Origin of the sequence: Streptomyces sp. B6B3 (genome assembly GCF_039871525.1) — a bacterium.
Lineage (GTDB): Bacteria > Actinomycetota > Actinomycetes > Streptomycetales > Streptomycetaceae > Streptomyces.
Map to the genome: position 1 here is coordinate 974,972 of NZ_JBDPLU010000001.1, position 19,161 is coordinate 994,132.

Sequence of the window (19,161 nt, forward strand, 5' to 3'; positions counted from 1 at the left end):
CGCGCGGCCGGTCCGCCGTATAGCGTGGTGACCGACGGCTGACCAGGAGCACAGTAGAGCGCAGCGAGGACCTGATGACGCGCGTGATCGCCGGCACTGCGGGCGGGCGGCGGCTGGCCGTGCCGCCAGGCGGCGGCACCCGGCCGACCTCCGACCGGGCGCGGGAGGGACTCTTCTCCACGTGGACGGCGCTGCGCGGCCCGCTGACCGGGGCCCGGGTGCTGGACCTCTACAGCGGCTCGGGCGCCGTCGGCCTCGAGGCGCTCTCCCGCGGGGCCGCCCACGCGCTGCTCGCCGAGTCGGACCCCCGCGCCGCCCGCGTGCTGAAGGAGAACGTCCGCGCCCTCGGGCTGGCCGGCGCCGAACCGCGCACCGCGCGGGCGGAGCAGCTGGCCGCGGCCGGCTCCCCCGACCGGCCCTACGACCTGGTGTTCCTGGACCCGCCGTACGCCGTGGGCGACGCGGAGCTCCGGGAGATCCTGCTCACACTCCTGGCCGGAGACTGGCTGGTGGCCGACGCGGTCGTCACCGTGGAGCGGAGCACCCGGGGCGGGGAGTTCCGCTGGCCGGACGGGTTCGCGGCGCTGCGGGCCCGCAGGTACGGCGAGGGAACGCTGTGGCACGGGCAGGCCGTCGCCCCCGACACCCACGTGCGGTCATGACGGACCGGACGAGCGAGCTGAGGAGCGAGGTAAGACCGTTGCGCCGCGCAGTCTGTCCGGGGTCCTTCGACCCCATCACCAATGGCCACCTCGACATCGTCGCCCGCGCCTCTCAGCTCTACGACGTGGTGCACGTCGCCGTCATGGTCAACAAGTCCAAGCGGGGCCTGTTCACCGTGGAGGAGCGGATCTCGTTGATCGAGCGGTGCACCGGCGAGTACGGCAACGTCGTCGTCGAGTCCTTCCACGGACTGCTCGTGGACTACTGCAAGCAGCGCGACATTCCGGCCATCGTCAAGGGCCTGCGCGCCGTCAGCGACTTCGACTACGAGCTGCAGATGGCGCAGATGAACAACGGCCTCTCCGGCGTGGAGACGCTCTTCATCCCCACCAACCCGGTGTACAGCTTCCTGTCGTCCAGCCTGGTCAGGGAGGTGGCGACCTGGGGCGGCGACATCTCGCACCTGGTCCCCGAGCCGGTGCTGCAGGCCCTCGCCGAGAAGCTCGGGACCGAGGGCTGACCCGCCCCCGACGGCCAGCCGGGTGTCTCCCGGCGTTCCGACGACCGGGAAGAGTCCCCGACGGTGCCCGGTTGGCCGTACAGTCGCTTCCGTGGACGCACATTCCGTGGACGTACAGCAGAAGCTCGACGAGATCGTCACGGCGGTTCAGGGCGCCAAGGGCATGCCGATGTCGGCCTCCTGTGTGATCAACCGCACCGACCTGCTCACCAGCCTGGCGGAGGTCCGCGAGGCGCTGCCCGGTTCGCTGGCCGAGGCCCGCGAGGTGCTCGGCGCCGGCGACCAGGTGGTCGCCGAGGCGCAGGCCGAGGCGCAGCGGATCGTCGAGGCCGCGCACGCCGAGCGCGGCAGCCTGGTGGAGGGCACCGCCGTCGCCCAGCAGGCGCAGGCCGAGGCGTCCCGCATCCTGGCCGAGGCCCGCCGCGAGGCCGCGGAGGTCAAGGCGGAGGCCGACGACTACGTGGACAGCAAGCTCGCCAACTTCGAGGTGGTGCTGGGCAAGACCATCGGCTCGGTGGACCGCGGCCGGGAGAAGCTGCTGGGCCCCGACCGAGGCGACCCGCAGGAGCTGCTGCAGCGCGCCGACGCGTACGTGGACGCGCAGTTCACCGCCATCGAGGCAGTGCTGCGCAAGACGCTGGAGGCCGTGGGCCGGGGCCGCCAGAAGCTGACCGGACACCGCCCCATCGACGAGCTGGCCGAGCACGTCGCCGCCCAGGACGAGCAGGCCATCGGCCTCGGCCAGGGCGCGGAGGGGTACTTCGACGCGAGCGCGGAGCAGGACACCTACGACTACCTCGGGGTGCCACAGCCGCAGCAGCCGCAGCCCGAGGTCGTGCCGCCCGCCCCCGGCTACCCGGCGCAGGACCCGTACCCCGCCGCCCAGCCCGCGGCCGCGGCCTACGGCCAGCAGGAGTACGGGCAGGACGGCTACGCGGGCGGTTACGCCCCGGCCGCGACCGGATACGAAGCGTACTCGGTGCCGGCCCAGCAGCCGGATCCCTACGCACAGCAGGCGCACCAGGTCCAGGGCGTCGCCTCCGGATACGGCTACCAGGACGCGCAGCCCGGGTACCAGGGCGCGGCCGCGCTCGACGAGACCAGCTTCTTCGACACCGGCATGCTCGACGCCGAGCAACTGCGCCGCTACGAGCAGGGCCAGCACTGACCGATTGGGCCGGCGGCGACCCGTGGCGTATGCTGACACCTTGGCTGCGACACGGTGATGGGTCGCGGCTGCCCGCCCCGACCCCTCCCTGAGGGGCCGCGCTGTGCGGCTCTTCCTGGTCGCCGTCGTCGAGAAAGCAGAAAGCCCTGAACGCCCCCCTGGACCGTCGCGCCCCACTCGTGTTCGACACGCGTGAGCTGGGGCGGCGGCCTGGTGCGCTCAAGCGGGTCTCCCGCACCGTGCCCGCCCCCGCGGACCTCGGCAACGAGGTCATCGGCGTGCGGCCGGGGGAGGAGCTCGACGTGGCGCTCCGCATGGAGTCCGTCATGGAGGGTGTGCTGGTCACCGGCACCGTCCGGGCGCCGCTGGCGGGGGAGTGTGTGCGCTGCCTGGAGCCGCTGACCGACGAGGTCGAGGCGGAGTTCCAGGAGATGTTCAGCTACCCCGACGCCGTCGAGGCGTACCTGGCGCCCGCGTCGGGCGACGAGGACGCGGACGGCGACGACGAGACGCTGCTGCTCCAGGGCGACCTCTTCGACCTGGAGCCCGTGCTGCGGGACGCCGTCGTGCTGTCCCTGCCGCTGCGGCCGGTCTGCCAGGAGGACTGCCCGGGGCTCTGCCCCGACTGCGGGGCACAGCTGGCCGGGGATCCGGACCATCACCACGACGACGCCGTCGACGTCCGATGGGCGGCACTGGGAGAACTCGCCGAGGCCATGCGGCCTCGGCAGGGCTCCGCATCGCAAGAGAAGGCACCCCGCCCCAGCGGGGACGACCGACAGGAGAGGTAGCCGTGGCTGTTCCGAAGCGGAAGATGTCGCGCAGCAACACCCGTCACCGCCGGGCGCAGTGGAAGGCCGCCGTGCCCAACCTGGTGCGTTGCGAGCGCTGCCGGGAGCCCAGGCTCCAGCACACCGCCTGCGCCAACTGCGGCACGTACAAGCGGCGCCAGGTCCTCGAGGTCTGATCGGCGGGTGACGGGCTTCATGTCACACGCCAGGAGATCGCATCCCCAGGCGTCCGCGGACACGGCCTCGTCCCTTGCGGTTCTGGAAGGGCGGCTCGGCTACGAGCTGGAGACCGCCCTTCTGGTGCGTGCGCTGACCCACCGCAGCTACGCCTACGAGAACGGTGGGCTGCCCACCAACGAGCGGCTGGAGTTCCTCGGGGACTCGGTGCTCGGTCTGGTCGTCACCGACACGCTCTATCGCAAGCACCCCGATCTGGCCGAGGGCCAGCTCGCGAAGCTGCGCGCCGCCGTGGTCAACGCGCGCGCCCTGGCCGAGGTCGCGCGCGGCCTGGGCCTCGGGGCGTTCGTCCGACTGGGCCGGGGTGAGGAGGGCACCGGCGGCCGGGACAAGGCGTCGATCCTCGCGGACACCCTGGAGGCGGTGATCGGGGCCGTGTACCTCGACCGTGGCCTGCAGGCGGCCGACGAGATGGTGCACCGGCTCTTCGACCCCGTGATCGAGCGCTCCTCGAACCTGGGCGCGGGCCTGGACTGGAAGACCAGTCTCCAGGAGCTCACCGCCGCCCAGAGCCTCGGCGTGCCGGAGTACGTGATCAGCGAGACCGGCCCCGACCACGAGAAGACCTTCACTGCTGCCGCCCGTGTCAGTGGCGAGATCTACGGCACCGGCACAGGTCGCAGCAAGAAGGAGGCCGAGCAGCAGGCCGCCGAGACCGCGTGGCGGGCGATCCACGCCACCCTCGACGGCGACCGCGGCAAGGGCAAGGGCAAGGACCACGGCAAAGACCACTCGGGCGGACCGGGCGGCAAGGCGACCGTTGCCTGAGCTGCCCGAGGTCGAGGTCGTCCGGCGCGGCCTGGAACGCTGGATCAACGGCCGGACCATCGTCGACGCCCAGGTGCTGCACCCGCGCGCCGTCCGCCGCCACCTGCCCGGCGCCGGGGACTTCACCGCCCGGCTCGCCGGCGCCCGGGTGACGGCGGCCCGCCGGCGCGGCAAGTACCTCTGGCTGCCCCTGGACGCCGAGCGGGGGCCCGGCGAGGCCGCGCTGCTCGCGCACCTCGGCATGAGCGGGCAGTTGCTCGTCCAGCCGGGGCAGGCGCCCGACGAGAAGCATCTGCGGGTCCGCATCACCTTCGCCGACGCCGTCGGCGGCGAGCTGCGGTTCGTGGACCAGCGCACGTTCGGCGGACTGTCGGTGCACCCGGTCACGCCCGACGGCGTGCCCGAGGTGATCGCGCACATCGCCCGCGACCCGTTGGATCCGGCCTTCGACGACGACGCCCTCCACGCCGCGCTCCGCCGCCGCGGCACCACCATCAAGCGGGCGCTGCTCGACCAGTCGCTGATCAGCGGGGTGGGCAACATCTACGCCGACGAGGCGCTGTGGCGCGCCCGGCTGCACTTCGAGCGTCCCACCGCGACGCTCACCCGGCCCCGTACGGCGGAACTGCTCGACCACGTACGGCAGGTGCTGACCGCTGCGCTCGCCGAGGGCGGCACCAGCTTCGACAGCCTCTACGTGAACGTCAACGGCGAGTCCGGCTACTTCGAACGCGCGCTGAACGTCTACGGCCGCGAGGGCCTGCCCTGCCGCCGCTGCGCCGCGCCGGTGCGCCGACGGCCCTGGATGAACCGCTCCAGCTACTTCTGCCCCGTCTGCCAGCGCCCGCCGCGCGGGCGCCGCGACGCCGGCTGACCACCCGGACCGCGCGGCCGGCCGTTCGGAAGCTCAGTCCCTCAGAAGCCGAAGTCCTGGGTCCACCACGGGCCGCCGTCCTCACCGGTGTACACGCCGACGCCGATGGTGCGGAAGTCGCAGTTGAGGATGTTGGCCCGGTGGCCCTCGCTGTTCATCCAGGCTTCCATCACGGCCGCGGCGTCCGCCTGGCCCATGGCTATGTTCTCGCCCCCGAGGTTGTCGACGCCGGCCTCCTCCGCGCGGTCCCAGGGGGTGCGCCCGTCGGGGTCGTCGTGCGAGAAGTACCCGCGTTCCGCCATGTCCCTGCTGTGGTCGGCGGCCAGCCCGGTCAGCGCGGTGTCGGCGGTCAGCGGTTCGCAACCCGCCTCGGCGCGCTCCTCGTTCACCAGGGTCACCACCTCGCGGGCCGCGACCGTCTCCGCCTCGCCGCCGGGCGTGGTCGGCTCCTCGCTGACCGGCGGGGTGGACGGCTCGGGGTCCGGCTCCTGGGTGGTGGGCGACGTGGAGGGGTCCTCGGTGCTCGGCGAGCCGCTCGGATCCTCGTCCGCCGCCGGGTCTTCTGACTCGCCGTCGGAGGGTGACCCGGTCTCCTGGGCGCTCTCCGGCCCCGACCCGGGGGAGGTTTCGTCCGCCGGTTCCTCGTCCGGGGTCGGTGCCCCGGTCGCGCCGTCGGTCTCCAGCGTCGGCGGCGCGGACCGCAGGTCCAGGGGCAGCGGGGCCTGTTCGTCGTCTGCGCGGAAGTCGGGGGAGCCGTCCTGCTCGAACTGCTCCGCGACCTGCGGCAGCAGGCCGGTGCCCAGGGCCACCGCCCCGACCGTCAGTGCCGCGGAGGCGCCGAGCAGCCCGGCGCGCGGGTGTCCGCCGCGTCGATGTGCCCCGCGGCGTCCCCGTTCAGTGCTGCGAATGGTGCTGTCCGGCGCCGCGGCGGGGCCGGATCGGCGATGGCGTCCCATCGGCGGACCGTCCTCGTTCACTTGACTGGTTCGCCCGCGAGGGCGAAGAAGACCACCCGAATGGATGGTGGTGCTGCCGCGGACTGTACGGCATGGGGAGGGCCGGGGAAGTCCCCGTGGCGGAATTGACGGGATAGCGTGCGTCACATGGACGGTATGACCCAGAAGTCGACCGATGCTGATCGGCCCAGTCGCATGACCGCCTGGGTGCGCGGACAGGTGCAGGGCGTCGGGTTCCGCTGGTACACCCGGGCCCGGGCACTGGCCATCGGCGGGCTGCGCGGTGTGGTGCGCAACCTGGGGGACGGGCGGGTACAGGTCGTCGTCGAGGGGTCACGGGAGGGCTGCGAGCGACTGTTGGAGTGGCTCCGCACCGGCGACACGCCCGGACGGGTGGACGGCGTCACCGAGATCTGGGACACACCCAGGGGAGATCACCGGGACTTCGTCATCGAGTGAACAGGCCGCGGGCATACGACGGGAAAGTCCCGGAAACAGCTTGCCAACCCCACTCTCACGTGCGAGGCTGCCGCCACGAGTACCGAGCGGCCCGGCCGCCGGAGACCCACCGACGAGCCCGAAGCACATGGCTTGGACTGCCTGTGGCGGCGTCGGCCCCAGCGATACGCGGTGTGATCGTGTTGACCGTCCCACTTTTTGGTGAGACGCTGAAAGTCCCGCGTATCTCGGCTGTGTGGCCCCTAAACACCACGCCGAGCGGACCCGCGGGCGTTATCCCTCACGACCCACCAACGGCTTCGGTCGGTCACTCAGTGTGGAGGACCATCCATCATGGCAAAGGCGCTTCTCGGTCACATCGGCGGCTCTGACCCCCGAGTCCTCGCCGAGATGCGACGGCTACAGCAGCGCGTCCAGGACCTGGAGACCCAGCTCCTCCGGGTTCAGGCGGAGAACGACGCGCTCGCCGCCGCTGCTCGGCACAGGGACCCGTTGCTCGACGGCATCGATGTGCCCAAGGCGGAGCCTGCGCTGACCTGACCTCAACGAAGAGGCGGATCACGGGCTGTCGCCACGGATTGTGCGAGGGACGCTTCGGCGTCCCTTCGTCATGTGTGAGGTCGCGAGGTCGTAGGCTTCCGGCTTGGCTTACTGACTGATGTGCCCTCCATCCTCCGCGTCGAAACGGCGAATCCGCGAACAACGCCGGGTAAAGTCGCACGGCGTGCACCTCAAGAGCCTGACCCTGCGCGGCTTCAAGTCCTTCGCGTCCGCCACGACGCTGCGCTTCGAGCCTGGGATCACCTGCGTGGTGGGGCCGAACGGGTCGGGCAAGTCCAACGTCGTCGACGCCCTCTCCTGGGTGATGGGGGAGCAGGGCGCCAAGTCGCTGCGCGGCGGCAAGATGGAGGACGTCATCTTCGCCGGCACCGCCGGCCCCGCCGGCCGCCCGGCCCTGGGACGCGCCGAGGTCTCGCTCACCATCGACAACGCCGACGGCGCCCTGCCGATCGAGTACTCCGAGGTCACCATCACCCGGACGATGTTCCGCAACGGCGGCAGCGAGTACCAGATCAACGGCGACACCTGCCGGCTGCTCGACATCCAGGAACTGCTCTCCGACTCCGGCATCGGCCGTGAGATGCACGTCATCGTGGGCCAGGGCCAGCTCGACTCCGTGCTGCACGCCGACCCCACGGGCCGCCGCGCCTTCATCGAGGAGGCGGCCGGCGTGCTCAAGCACCGCAAGCGCAAGGAGAAGGCGCTGCGGAAGCTGGACGCGATGCAGGCGAACCTCGCCCGGGTGCAGGATCTCACCGACGAGCTGCGGCGCCAGCTCAAACCGCTCGGCCGGCAGGCCGCCGTGGCCCGGCGGGCCGCCGTCATCCAGGCCGACCTGCGCGACGCCCGGCTGCGGCTGCTCGCCGACGATCTGGTCACCCAGCGCGAGGCGCTGCGGGCCGAACTGGCCGACGAGTCGGCGCTGAAGGCGCGCAAGGAGGAGGCGGAGGCGCGGCTCGCCGAGGCCCTGGCGCGGGAGGCGGAGCTGGAGGAGGAGGTGCGGACCCTGACGCCCCGGGTGCAGCACGCCCAGCAGACCTGGTACCAGCTCTCCCAACTGGCGGAGCGGGTGCGCGGCACCGTGAGCCTGGCCGACGCCCGGGTGGCCAGCGCCACCGCCGAGGAGCCGGAGGAGCGGCGCGGCCGGGATCCCGAGGACCTGGCCAGGGAGGCCGCCCGGATCCGCGAGCAGGAGGCGGAGCTGACCGCGGCTCACGAGGCCGCGGACCGGGCGCTGGAGGACACCGTCGAGCACCGGGCCGCCCTGGAGCGGCGGCTGGCCGAGGAGGAGCGCCGACTGAAGGACGCCGCCCGGGCGGTGGCGGACCGCCGCGAGGGACTGGCCCGGCTGCACGGACAGGCCAACGCGGCGCAGAGCCGGGTGGCGTCCGCCCGCGAGGAGATCGCCCGGCTGACCGCGGCCAGGGACGAGGCGGCGGAGCGCGCCGCCGCCGCCGAGCGCGAACACGAGGCGCTGCGCGCCGAGGTGGACGGACTGACGGCCGACGACACGGAGCTGGCCGCGGAGGCGCAGACCGCCAAGGACGAGCTGACCGCCGCGGAGAACGCCGCCCGCGCCGCCCGCGAGGCGGTGACCGCGGCCGAACGGGAACGCGCCGCGGTGGCCGCCCGGCACGAGGCGCTCGCCCTGCAGCTGCGCCACAAGGACGGCACCGGCGCGCTGCTCGGCTCGGCCGACCGGCTGGCCGGACTGCTCGGGCCGGCCGCCGAACTGCTGACCGTGACGCCGGGCTTCGAGGTACCGGTCGCCGCCGCGCTGGGCGCCGCGGCGGACGCGGTGGCGGTGGACGGACCGACCACCGCCGCCGAGGCGCTGCGCCTGCTGCGCAAGCTCGACGCGGGCCGGGTCGCGCTGCTGCTCGGCGGCGCGCCCGACGTTCCCGCGCCGGGTGAGCGGCCGGCACAGCCCGAGCCGGCCGGGGGATCGGCGACCGTGCCCGACACCCCGCGCCGGGCGGCGGACCTGGTGGCCGGGCCCGATCAGTTGATGCCGGCCGTGCGCCGGCTGCTGCGCGACGTGGTGGTGGTCGGCACGCTCGGGGACGCCGAGGACCTGCTCGCCGCCCGCCCCGACCTGACGGTGGTCACCGGCGAGGGCGACGTGCTCTCCCGGCATCTGGTGCGCGGCGGCTCGGCCGGCGCGCCCAGTCAGCTGGAGGTGCAGGCCGCGGTCTCCGAGGCGGCGGCCCGGCTCGCCGAGCTGACCGACCGGTGCGTCGAGCTGGCCGGCGAACAGGAGCGCGCCCGGGAGCGGCGGTCGGCGTGCGCGGCCAGGTCCGAGGAGCTGACCCGGCGGCTCGGCGCCGCGGAGCGGTCCCGTTCCCGGGTGGCCCAGGATCTCGGCCGGCTCGGCGGCCAGGCCAGGGCCGCCGCCGGGGAGGCGGAACGCGCCGCGGCGGCGGTGGGCCGGGCCGAGGAGGAGCTGGTCCGCACCGCGGAGCGGGCCGAGGAGCTGGCCGAGCGGCTGGCCGTGGCCGAGGAGGCCGCGGAGGCGGAGGAGGAGCCGGACACCTCGGTGCGCGACCGGCTCGCCGCCGACGGCGCCAACGCCCGGCAGACGGAGATGGAGGCCAGGCTCCAGGTGCGCACCCACGAGGAGCGCCTCAAGGGCCTCGCCGGCCGCGCCGACGGCCTCGACCGCGCGGCCCGTGCCGAACGCGAGGCGAGGGCCCGCGCCGAACACCGCCGGGCCCGCCGCCACCACGAGGCCGCGGTCGCCGGCGCGGTGGCCACCGGCGCCCGACGCCTGCTGGCCCGCGTGGAGGCGTCGTTGGGGCGCGCCGAGTCCGAGCGCACGGCGGCCGAGGCGGCCAAGGCCGAACGCGAGCGCGCCCTGGTCGCCGAGCGCGCCACGGGCCGGGAGCTCAAGGGCGAGCTGGACAAGCTCACCGACTCGGTGCACCGCGGCGAGGTGATGGGCGCGGAGAAGCGGCTGCGCATCGAGCAGCTGGAGGCGCGCTCGCTGGAGGAGCTCGGCGTCGAACCCGAGGTGCTGGTCCGGGAGTACGGCCCCGACCAGCCGGTGCCGCCGTCCCCTCCGGCCGAGGGGGAGGAGCTGCCCGAGGACCCGGAGCACCCGCGCAACCGGCCCCGCGCCTTCGTCCGCGGGGAGCAGGAGAAGCGGCTGCGGGCCGCCGAACGCGCCTACAAGCAGCTGGGCAAGGTCAATCCGCTGGCCCTGGAGGAGTTCGCGGCGCTGGAGGAGCGGCACAAGTTCCTCAGCGAGCAGCTCGACGACCTGAAGAAGACCCGGGCCGACCTGCTCCAGGTGGTCAAGGAGGTGGACGAGCGGGTCGAGCAGGTGTTCACCGCCGCGTACCACGACACGGCCAGGGAGTTCGAGGGCGTTTTCTCCCGGCTGTTCCCCGGTGGCGACGGCCGGCTGCTGCTCACCAACCCCGACGACATGCTGACCACCGGCGTCGACGTGGAGGCCAGGCCGCCGGGCAAGAAGGTCAAGCGGCTCTCCCTGCTCTCCGGCGGCGAGCGCTCGTTGACCGCGGTCGCCCTGCTGGTGTCGATCTTCAAGGCCCGGCCGAGCCCGTTCTACGTGATGGACGAGGTCGAGGCCGCCCTCGACGACACCAACCTGCAACGGCTGATCCGCATCATGGCGGAGCTGAAGGACAACTCCCAGCTCATCGTGATCACCCACCAGAAGCGGACGATGGAGGTCGCCGACGCGCTCTACGGCGTCTCCATGCAGGGCGACGGCGTCTCGAAGGTGATCAGCCAGCGGCTGGGCTGACCCCGTCGTCCGGCTGCTCTAGCCTGTGACGGCCGGGAGGTACCGCGCGCCGCACCATGGGGCACGATAGGACCCACCCGTCGTCCCCGCTCAGGCTCTAGCTAGGAATCCGATGGACATCCTCATCATCGCCGTCGTCATCGCCGTGGTCGCCGTCGTCGCGGCCGGCGGGCTGCTGGTCGGCCGCCGCCGGCGGTCCGCGCCACCGTCCGCCGGCGCCACCGGCACGACCACCAGGCCCAGGGGCGAGCCGGCGCGGGACGAGGAGGGTGCGACCGCCACCGAGGAGCCGGGCACCGTCGAGGACGTCGCCCCGGCCGGCCCGGACGTCGAGGCTCCCGCGCCGCCCGCCCCCGAGATCGAGGTGCCCGAGCCGGCCGCCGGTCGGCTGGTCCGGCTGCGCGCCCGGCTGGCCCGCTCGCAGAACTCCCTGGGCAAGGGCCTGCTCACACTGCTGTCCCGGGAACACCTGGACGACGACACGTGGGAGGAGATCGAGGACACGCTGCTCACCGCGGACGTCGGCGTCGGCCCCACCCAGGAGCTCGTGGAGAGGCTGCGGGACCGGGTCAGGGTGCTCGGCACCCGCTCGCCCGAGGAGCTGCGCGGGCTGCTGCGCGACGAGTTGCTCACCCTGGTCGGCACCGACCTGGACCGCACGGTGCACACCGAGGGCGGGGTGTCGGCGGAGGGCGAGGAGCGTCCCGCCGTGGTGCTGGTGGTCGGTGTCAACGGCACCGGCAAGACGACGACCACGGGCAAGCTCGCCCGGGTGCTGGTGGCGGACGGCAGGTCGGTGGTGCTCGGCGCGGCCGACACCTTCCGCGCGGCCGCCGCCGACCAGTTGCAGACGTGGGGGGATCGGGTCGGCGCCCGCACCGTGCGCGGCCCGGAGGGCGGCGACCCGGCGTCGGTGGCCTTCGAGGCGGTCAGGGAGGGCATCACCGAGACCGCCGACGTGGTGCTCGTGGACACCGCCGGACGGCTGCACACCAAGACCGGCCTGATGGACGAGCTCGGCAAGGTCAAGCGGGTCGTGGAGAAGCACGGCCCGGTGAACGAGGTGCTGCTGGTGCTCGACGCCACCACGGGGCAGAACGGCCTGGTCCAGGCGCGGGTCTTCGCCGAGGTGGTCGACATCACCGGCATCGCGCTGACCAAGCTCGACGGCACCGCCAAGGGCGGCATCGTGATCGCGGTCCAGCGGGAGCTGGGCGTCCCGGTGAAGCTGGTCGGGCTCGGCGAGGGCGCCGACGACCTGGCGCCGTTCGAGCCCGAGGCCTTCGTCGACGCGCTGCTCACCTGACCCGGGGCCCGGCGTCCCCCGGAGCGGCGCGGCCGGCGAGCCGGTGGCAGACGTACGCCAGCGCGCCGAGCAGCAGCCGGGCCGGCGGCGGTGTGGCCGACTCCAGGCACGGCGCGCGCAGCCAGCGCACCGGGCCCAGGCCGCCGTGGTCCGAGGGCGGTGCGGTGATGTGGCCGCCGGGGCCCAGGCATCTGAGGTCCAGCCGGGCGCCGTCCCAGCCGGCGCGGTACAGCAGGTCGGGCAGCGTCGCGGCCGCGCCGGGAGCGACCAGGAACCAGACGCGGCCGTGCGGTGCCACGGCGACCGGGCCCAGCGGCAGGCCCAGGCGCTCCAGCCGCAGCAGTGCGCACCGCCCCGCCGGCTCGGGCACGTCGAGCACGTCGAAGGCCCGCCCGGTCGGCAGCAGCACCGCGGCGCCCGGGGTGCGCGCCCAGGCGGCGGCCCAGGCGCCCAGCGCCTCGTCCAGCGGGGTGCCCGCCGGGATGACCAGCTCCGGATCGAGGGGGTGCGCCCCGGGCGTGGGGCAGCCGGCGGCGGCGCACGAGCAGCCCGGCCGCACCGCGGGGTGCCGGACCCGGGCACCGGGCATCACGTCCCAGCCCCACAGGCCGGTGTACTCGGCGACGGCCGTGCCGACCGGCACGCGGCCCGGGCGACGGGGACGGCGGGGCATCAGCCGCAGCTCCCGAATCTCCCGCATTCCGCCGATCGTGAAGCCCATGCACTCTCCAACGGGTACCGTGCACCCACGGTTACGGCTCGGGAACAGGACTTGGCTGCCCCAGGGGAGTGCGTGCGACCTTGTGCGCCCCCGAAATGCTTCGCCCCACCCGATGTCGAACATCGTGGGTACAAGTGAAGCGCGTGCGGGGGGCATGAGCTTCATTCGAAGGGGTGGCGAATGGTGGCGATTGAGGCTTGCCACTCGCCGCGCCGGTGATCATAGGATTACGTTCAGTACACCCGTAGACAGAGTGTCAGCGGCGGCGCAGTGACCGCACCGGCACGACAACCGTACGGCTCCGGGCGACCTTCGGGGCTGGAATGGGGGCGCACCTGTGGGCGGCAACGGCAGCGGAGCAATCTCCGCCAAGCGCCCGAACGAGCGGTTGACGACGTGGTTCCAGCGCAGCGGATGGTCCAAGGGCGAGCTGGCCCGCCAGGTGAACCGCCGGGCCCGGCACCTCGGCGCCCACCACATCAGCACCGACACCTCCCGGGTGCGCCGCTGGCTGGACGGCGAGCAGCCGCGGGAGCCGATCCCGCGCATCCTGTCCGAGCTGTTCTCGGAGCGCTTCGGCTGCGTCGTCAGCATCGAGGACCTGGGGCTGCGCTCGGCGCGGCAGTCGGCCGCGGTCTCCGGCATCGACCTGCCCTGGGCCGGCTCGCAGACGGTGGCGCTCATCAACGAGTTCTCCCGCAGTGACCTGATGCTCGGGCGGCGCGGCTTCCTCGGCACCTCGCTGACGATGTCCGCGGGACCCGGCCTGATCGAGCCGATGCAGCGCTGGCTGGTGCCCTCGCCGGCGGAGCCCGAGCCGGGGGGGCCCGAGTCAGGAGAGGTCGCCGCCCCGGGCGCGGCCGGCCGGGCCGCGGGATCCGACGCCGCCGACGGCGACGCGGGCCCGGCCGGGCCCGGCCGGGCCGCCGGGCGCTCCGTGTTCCCGCCGCGCCGCCCCGCCGCCCTGTCCGTGCCCGAGCTGGAGATGCTGGAGCGGACCACCGCGGAGTTCCGCAACTGGGATGCCCAGTCCGGCGGCGGGCTGCGCCGCAAGGCCGTGGTCGGCCAGCTCCACGAGGTCACCGACCTGCTCCAGGAGTCGCACCCCGCGCCGGTGCGCCGCCGGCTGTTCCGGGTCACCGCCGAGCTCTCCGAGCTGGCCGGCTGGATGAGCTACGACATCGGCCTGCAGCCCACCGCGCAGAAGTACTTCGTGCTGGCGCTGCACGCCGCGAAGGAGGCCGAGGACCGCCCGCTCGGCGCGTTCGTGCTCTCCCAGATGTGCCGGCAGATGATCCACCTCGGCCGCGGCGAGGACGCGCTGGAGCTGGTCCACCTGGCGCAGTACGGCAGCCGGGAGCGCGCCACCGCCCGCACCCGGTCGATGCTCTACGCGATGGAGGCCCGGGCGTACGCCACCCTCGGCCAGCCGCCGAAGTGTCACCGCGCGGTGCGGATGGCCGAGGATGCCTTCGCCGAGATCGAGTCGGAGCGCGAGCTGGAGGAGCCCGAACCGAACTGGATCGGCTTCTTCTCCGAGGCCGAGCTGAACGCGGAGAACGCCCACTCCTACCGCGACCTGGCCTATGTCGCCGGCCGCAGCCCGATGTACGTCTCCCGCGCCCGGCCGCTGATGGAGCGGGCCGTCGAGCTGTTCGCGGGGGAGTGCGCGGATGACGACGGCGCCGGCCATCTGCGGTCGTATGCACTGAACCTCATCGGCATGGCCACCGTGCACCTGCTCGCGGGCGAGCCGGAGGCGGGCGCCGCGCAGGCGGCCCAGGCGGTGGGCCTGGCCCGGCGACTGCGCTCGGAGCGGGTCAACAACCGGCTGCGCAAGACGTCGGCGAGCGCGGCCCGCGAGTTCGGGCAGGTCTCGGAGGTCCTGGAGCTGACCGAACGGCTCACCGCGGAGCTGCCCGCGTGCGAGACGCGCACCGTGGCCAGCCAGGCCGTCTGATGACGGCCAGCCCCGGCACCGTAACCGGGCGTTGGTAAAGAAACGATAAACGTCACCTGGACGTAACACCATACGACCCAACGTCACTCGGGTGAAACATCCACGGCCATCGAAGGAAACGGCCCTCGGAGAGCCTGTGGCCAATCCTGACCCGCCAAGATCTGCCCGCACGGGTCGTGACACCGAGGGGACGTTCACGTTGGAAGCAGCGAATATCGCTTTTGTGGTGATCAGCGCCGCAATGGTAATGATCATGACTCCGGGCCTCGCCTTCTTCTACGGCGGCATGGTCCGGGTCAAGAGCGCACTCAACATGCTGATGATGTCCTTCATCTCGCTGGGCATCGTCAGCGTCCTGTGGGTGCTGTACGGCTTCAGTCTCGCCTTCAGCGGCGACAACGGCGGCCTCATCGGTGACCTGGAGGCGGTGGGCCTCCCCGAGGACATCACCACCGTCGACGGCGAGCTCAGCGGCACCGTACTCGCCTTCATCGTGTTCCAGCTGATGTTCGCCATCCTCACGCCCGCGCTGATGAGCGGCGCCCTGGCCGACCGGGTGAAGTTCAGCAGCTGGGCGATCTTCGTCGCGGTCTGGGTCACCGTCGTCTACTTCCCGGTGGCGCACTGGGTGTGGCAGGTCGACGAGGGCTGGCTGCACAAGCTGGGCGTGATCGACTTCGCGGGCGGCACGGCGGTCCACATCAACGCCGGCGCGGGCGGCCTCGCGGCCGCCCTGGTGCTCGGCCGGCGGATCGGCTTCAAGCGGGAGCCGATGCGGCCGCACAACCTGCCGATGGTGCTGCTCGGCGCCGCCCTGCTGTGGTTCGGCTGGTTCGGCTTCAACGCGGGTTCGGAGCTGGCCGCGGACGGGACCGCCGCGATGATGGCGCTGAACACCCAGGTCGCCACCGGCGCCGCCATCCTCGGCTGGCTGTGCTACGAGCGCATCAGGCACGGCGCCTTCACCACGCTGGGCGCCGCGTCCGGCGCGATCGCCGGTCTGGTCGCCATCACCCCCTCGGGCGCCGCCGTCAACCCCATGGGCGCCATCCTGATCGGCCTCGTGGCCGGCGCGGTCTGCGCCTGGGCGGTCAGCCTGAAGTTCAAGCTCGGCTACGACGACTCCCTCGACGTCGTCGGCGTCCACCTCTTCGGCGGCGTCATCGGCACCCTGATGGTGGGCTTCCTGGCCACCGAGGGCGCCGGCCTCGAGCAGTTCGGCAAGCAGGCACTGGGCGCCGGCGCCGTGATGGCGTACTCGTTCGTCGTCACCTACCTGCTGGCCCTGCTGATCCAGCGCACCATCGGCTTCCGCGCCTCCGAGGAGGACGAAGTGGGCGGCCTTGACCAGGTGTTCCACGCGGAGACGGGGTACGACTTCAGTCAGGCCGGCAGCGGCAGCGTCGGCGGCAACGGCACCATTCCGGTGACCTCCGTCGCCGTCTCGGGTGAGAAGAAGGTGGACGCATGAGGCTCATCACCGCGGTCATCAAGCCGCACCGGCTCGACGAGGTCAAGGAGGCCCTCCAGGCCTTCGGCGTGCACGGCATGACCGTCACCGAGGCCAGCGGGTACGGCCGGCAGCGCGGGCACACCGAGGTCTACCGGGGCGCGGAGTACACCGTCGACCTGGTGCCGAAGGTCCGCGTGGAGATCCTCGCGGAGGACTCGGACGCCGAACCGATCATCGAGGCCGTGGTCAAGGCCGCGCGCACTGGCAAGATCGGCGACGGAAAGGTGTGGAGCCTGCCCGTCGAGACGGCCGTACGAGTCCGCACGGGAGAACGCGGCCCGGACGCCCTCTGAACCGCACACAGGAGTTGGGGACCGCATGACGGCGGAGACGACACCCACCACCGGAGAGCACACGGGACCCAGCGGCGGATACGCGGCGGCCCGGCTGCGCCTCCTGACCAAGCCGGACGGCGACGGTCAGCGGGCGCGGACCGGGCCGCCGCGCCGCGCCGAACTGGCCCGGCTCACCGACGACTGGCTGGCCGGGCTGCTCGGCGAGAGCCCACGCCCGACCCGGCTGGCCCTGGTGGCCGTCGGCGGCTACGGCCGCGGGGAGCTGTCCCCGCGCAGCGATCTCGACCTGCTGCTGCTGCACGACGGCGGCGCGCCCGCCCGGGACCTCGCCGCCCTCGCCGACCGCCTCTGGTATCCGGTGTGGGACCTGGGCATCGCGCTCGACCACTCGGTGCGCACCCTCGACGAGGCCCGCCGGACCGCCGCCGACGACCTGAAGGTCCATCTGGGCCTGCTGGACGCCCGGCACATCGCCGGCGACGCCGCGCTCACCGCCGAACTGCGCACCGCCATGCTCGCCCAGTGGCGCGCCGAGGCGCCCCGCCGCCTCCCCGAGCTGCACGACCTCGGCCGGGAGCGGGCCCGCCGCCAGGGCGAGCTGCCGTTCCTGCTGGAACCCGACCTCAAGGAGGCGCGGGGCGGCCTGCGCGACGCCACCGCGCTGCGCGCCGTCGCCGCCTCCTGGGTCGCCGACGCGCCCCGGCAGGGGCTGCAGGCCGCCCGCAACGTGCTGCTCGACGTCCGGGACGCGCTGCACCTCACCACCGGACGCGCCACCGACCGGCTGGCCCTGGAGGACCAGGACCAGGTCGCGGACGCGCTCGGTGTGCTCGACGCCGACTCGCTGCTGCGCACCGTCTACGAGGCCGGCCGCACCATCAGCTACGCCTCCGACGTCACCTGGCGCGAGGTCAGCCGGGTGCTGCGCACCCGGTCCGCCCGGCGCCGGGCGCGCGGCCTGCTCGGCGGCCGCGGCGCCGGCCGCGCCCCGCGGCGGGCTCCGGAGTCGGAGCGCGCCCCGCTGGCCGAGGGCGTGGTCGAACACGACGGCGAGGTCGGGCTGGCCCGCGCCGCCCGTCCGGACCGCGATCCGGTGCTGTCGCTGCGCGCCGCCGCGGCGGCCGCCCAGGCCGGGCTGCCCCTCGCGCTGCCCGCGGTGCACGCCCTGGCCGCGCCCGAGGCCGCGGCGTTGCCCGTGCCCTGGCCGGCGGAGGCGCGGGAGCAGTTCCTCACGCTGCTCGGCGCCGGGCGGGACACCGTGCCGGTCTGGGAGGCGCTGGAGGCGGCCGGGCTGATCACCCGGCTGCTGCCGGACTGGGAACGCGTCCGCTGCCGCCCGCAGCGCAACCCGGTGCACCGCTGGACCGTGGACCGCCACCTGGTGGAGACCGCGGTCCGGGCCGCCGCGCTGACCCGCCGGGTCGGCCGGCCCGACCTGCTGCTCAGCGCCGCCCTGCTGCACGACATCGGCAAGGGCTGGCCCGGCGACCACAGCGTGGCGGGCGAGACCATCGCCCGGGACATGGCCGCCCGCATCGGCTTCGGCCCCGCCGACGCCGAGGTGCTGGCCCTGCTCGTCCGCCACCACCTGCTGCTCGTGGACACCGCGACCCGCCGCGACCTGGACGATCCGGCCACCGTCGGGCACGTCGCGGACGCGGTGCGGGACCCGGCCACCCTGGAGCTGCTGCACGCGCTGACCGAGGCCGACGCCCTGGCCACCGGGCCCGCCGCCTGGTCGACCTGGCGCGCCTCGCTCGTCGCCGAGCTGGTCAAACGGGTCGAGGCCGCGCTGGGCGACGGCGGCGCGGACCAGGACGCCGCGGTGCCGCGACCGACCGCGGCGGCCGAGCGGCTTGCCGTCGAGGCGGTCCGCACCGGCGGCCCGGTGCTCGCGCTGCACACCAGGCCCGCCGAACCGGCGTTCGTCGCCGACCGGTCGGACCCGGAGGGCGAGCCGGAACCGGTCGGCGTGGAGCTGGTGGTCGCCCTCCCCGAACGTCCCGGGTTGCTGCCCGCGATGGCCGGGGTGCTGGCGCTGCACCGCCTCACCGTGCGGTCGGCGGAACTGCGCAGCGTGGACCCGATGGGGCAGGGCCCGGTGCTGCTGCTCGACTGGCGGGTGGCGGCCGAGTACGGCTCGCTGCCGCAGGCCGAACGGCTGCGCGCCGACCTGGTGCGGGCCCTGGACGGTTCGCTCGACATCGCCGGCCGGCTGGCCGAGCGGGAGGCCGCCTACCGCCGGCCCCGCCGCCGGCTGTCCGGACCGCCGCCGCCGCGGGTCACCGTGGCACCGCTCGGCTCCCGGCTCGCGACCGTGCTGGAGGTGCGCGCCCAGGACGCCCCCGGGCTGCTGTACCGGATCGGCCACGCGTTGGACGCTGCGGGCGTGCAGGTGCGCAGCGCGCACGTCAGCACCCTGGGCGGCAACGCCGTGGACGCGTTCTACGTCACGGGCCCGGAGGGCGACCCGCTCCCCGCGGAGCGGGCCACCGACCTCGCCCGCGCCCTGGAACGCACCCTGGCCCGCGACTGAGCCGCCCGGCCCGCCAGGCCCTGGCGGGCCGGGCGCCGACCGGAGGCTGACCGGAAGGGCTCG

At 73.9% G+C, this 19,161-nt stretch carries 17 protein-coding genes; 15 read left to right on the forward strand and 2 right to left on the reverse strand.

Translation table 11 applies throughout. The annotated features are described in order from the left end of the window. Nucleotides 1-74: 74 nt before the first annotated feature. The 7 genes from rsmD to mutM all read left to right on the forward strand — a co-directional run bounded on the left by rsmD (nt 75) and on the right by mutM (nt 5,021). Entirely contained in the window at nt 75-662 is a 588-nt protein-coding gene (gene rsmD / locus ABGB06_RS04100; RefSeq protein ID WP_347585288.1) for a 16S rRNA (guanine(966)-N(2))-methyltransferase RsmD, read from the forward strand. 38 nt (nt 663-700) lie between these two features. Further along, nucleotides 701-1,183, forward strand: a complete 483-nt coding sequence (coaD, locus tag ABGB06_RS04105) for a pantetheine-phosphate adenylyltransferase (protein WP_347585290.1) — start codon at nt 701-703, stop codon at nt 1,181-1,183. Between the two features lie 106 nt (nt 1,184-1,289). After that, nucleotides 1,290-2,351 carry a cell division initiation protein gene (locus ABGB06_RS04110; protein WP_347585463.1) on the forward strand — a complete coding sequence of 354 codons (1,062 nt, stop codon included), beginning with the start codon at nt 1,290-1,292 and terminating at the stop codon, nt 2,349-2,351. A gap of 179 nt (nt 2,352-2,530) precedes the next feature. Next, a complete protein-coding gene (locus ABGB06_RS04115; protein ID WP_347585291.1) occupies nt 2,531-3,142 on the forward strand; it encodes a DUF177 domain-containing protein in 612 nt (203 codons plus the stop codon). A 2-nt stretch (nt 3,143-3,144) separates the two neighbouring features. Next, a complete protein-coding gene (rpmF, locus tag ABGB06_RS04120; protein ID WP_347585293.1) occupies nt 3,145-3,318 on the forward strand; it encodes a 50S ribosomal protein L32 in 174 nt (57 codons plus the stop codon). Nucleotides 3,319-3,337: 19 nt separating this feature from the next. Then, nucleotides 3,338-4,147, forward strand: coding sequence for a ribonuclease III (gene rnc / locus ABGB06_RS04125; protein WP_347585294.1), 810 nt, complete (start codon nt 3,338-3,340; stop codon nt 4,145-4,147). After that, on the forward strand, nt 4,140-5,021 hold the full coding sequence (mutM, locus tag ABGB06_RS04130) for a bifunctional DNA-formamidopyrimidine glycosylase/DNA-(apurinic or apyrimidinic site) lyase (RefSeq protein WP_347585295.1): 882 nt from the start codon (nt 4,140-4,142) through the stop codon (nt 5,019-5,021). The genes rnc and mutM overlap by 8 nt, the downstream gene beginning before the upstream one ends. Before the next feature lie 41 nt (nt 5,022-5,062). Here the strand turns inward: mutM and ABGB06_RS04135 are convergent, their stop codons facing one another. Next, nucleotides 5,063-5,830 (reverse strand): CAP domain-containing protein, encoded by a 768-nt coding sequence (locus tag ABGB06_RS04135; protein WP_347585296.1) that lies wholly within the window; start codon nt 5,828-5,830, stop codon nt 5,063-5,065. A gap of 303 nt (nt 5,831-6,133) precedes the next feature. On the opposite strand from ABGB06_RS04135, the gene ABGB06_RS04140 reads away from it, so the two are divergent. From ABGB06_RS04140 to ftsY, 4 genes are all read left to right on the forward strand, one after another. After that, the gene (locus ABGB06_RS04140; RefSeq protein WP_347585465.1) at nt 6,134-6,436 is read left to right on the forward strand and encodes an acylphosphatase; all 303 of its coding nucleotides are present in this window, start codon (nt 6,134-6,136) and stop codon (nt 6,434-6,436) included. Between the two features lie 333 nt (nt 6,437-6,769). Next, nucleotides 6,770-6,976 (forward strand): hypothetical protein, encoded by a 207-nt coding sequence (locus tag ABGB06_RS04145; RefSeq protein ID WP_347585297.1) that lies wholly within the window; start codon nt 6,770-6,772, stop codon nt 6,974-6,976. 184 nt (nt 6,977-7,160) lie between these two features. Then, nucleotides 7,161-10,766: a chromosome segregation protein SMC gene (gene smc / locus ABGB06_RS04150; protein WP_347585299.1), complete on the forward strand. Its 3,606-nt coding sequence runs from the start codon at nt 7,161-7,163 to the stop codon at nt 10,764-10,766. A gap of 112 nt (nt 10,767-10,878) precedes the next feature. Then, nucleotides 10,879-12,072, forward strand: coding sequence for a signal recognition particle-docking protein FtsY (ftsY, locus tag ABGB06_RS04155; protein WP_347585300.1), 1,194 nt, complete (start codon nt 10,879-10,881; stop codon nt 12,070-12,072). Here ftsY and ABGB06_RS04160 read toward each other — a convergent pair. After that, a complete protein-coding gene (locus ABGB06_RS04160; protein ID WP_347585302.1) occupies nt 12,065-12,793 on the reverse strand; it encodes a bifunctional DNA primase/polymerase in 729 nt (242 codons plus the stop codon). The genes ftsY and ABGB06_RS04160 overlap by 8 nt on opposite strands. Before the next feature lie 337 nt (nt 12,794-13,130). Here ABGB06_RS04160 and ABGB06_RS04165 point away from each other — a divergent pair, with 337 nt between their 5' ends. The 4 genes from ABGB06_RS04165 (at nt 13,131) to ABGB06_RS04180 (ending at nt 19,098) form a co-directional block, all read left to right on the forward strand. Further along, entirely contained in the window at nt 13,131-14,753 is a 1,623-nt protein-coding gene (locus ABGB06_RS04165; RefSeq protein WP_347585303.1) for a hypothetical protein, read from the forward strand. 199 nt (nt 14,754-14,952) lie between these two features. Then, on the forward strand, nt 14,953-16,224 hold the full coding sequence (locus ABGB06_RS04170) for an ammonium transporter (RefSeq protein ID WP_347585304.1): 1,272 nt from the start codon (nt 14,953-14,955) through the stop codon (nt 16,222-16,224). Further along, complete coding sequence (locus tag ABGB06_RS04175) at nt 16,221-16,559, forward strand: P-II family nitrogen regulator (RefSeq protein WP_347585305.1); 339 nt, start codon at nt 16,221-16,223, stop codon at nt 16,557-16,559. Before ABGB06_RS04170 ends, ABGB06_RS04175 begins: the two co-directional genes overlap by 4 nt. A 25-nt stretch (nt 16,560-16,584) precedes the next feature. Beyond that, nucleotides 16,585-19,098 carry a [protein-PII] uridylyltransferase gene (locus tag ABGB06_RS04180; protein WP_347585307.1) on the forward strand — a complete coding sequence of 838 codons (2,514 nt, stop codon included), beginning with the start codon at nt 16,585-16,587 and terminating at the stop codon, nt 19,096-19,098. The last annotated feature ends 63 nt before the right edge of the window (nt 19,099-19,161 follow it).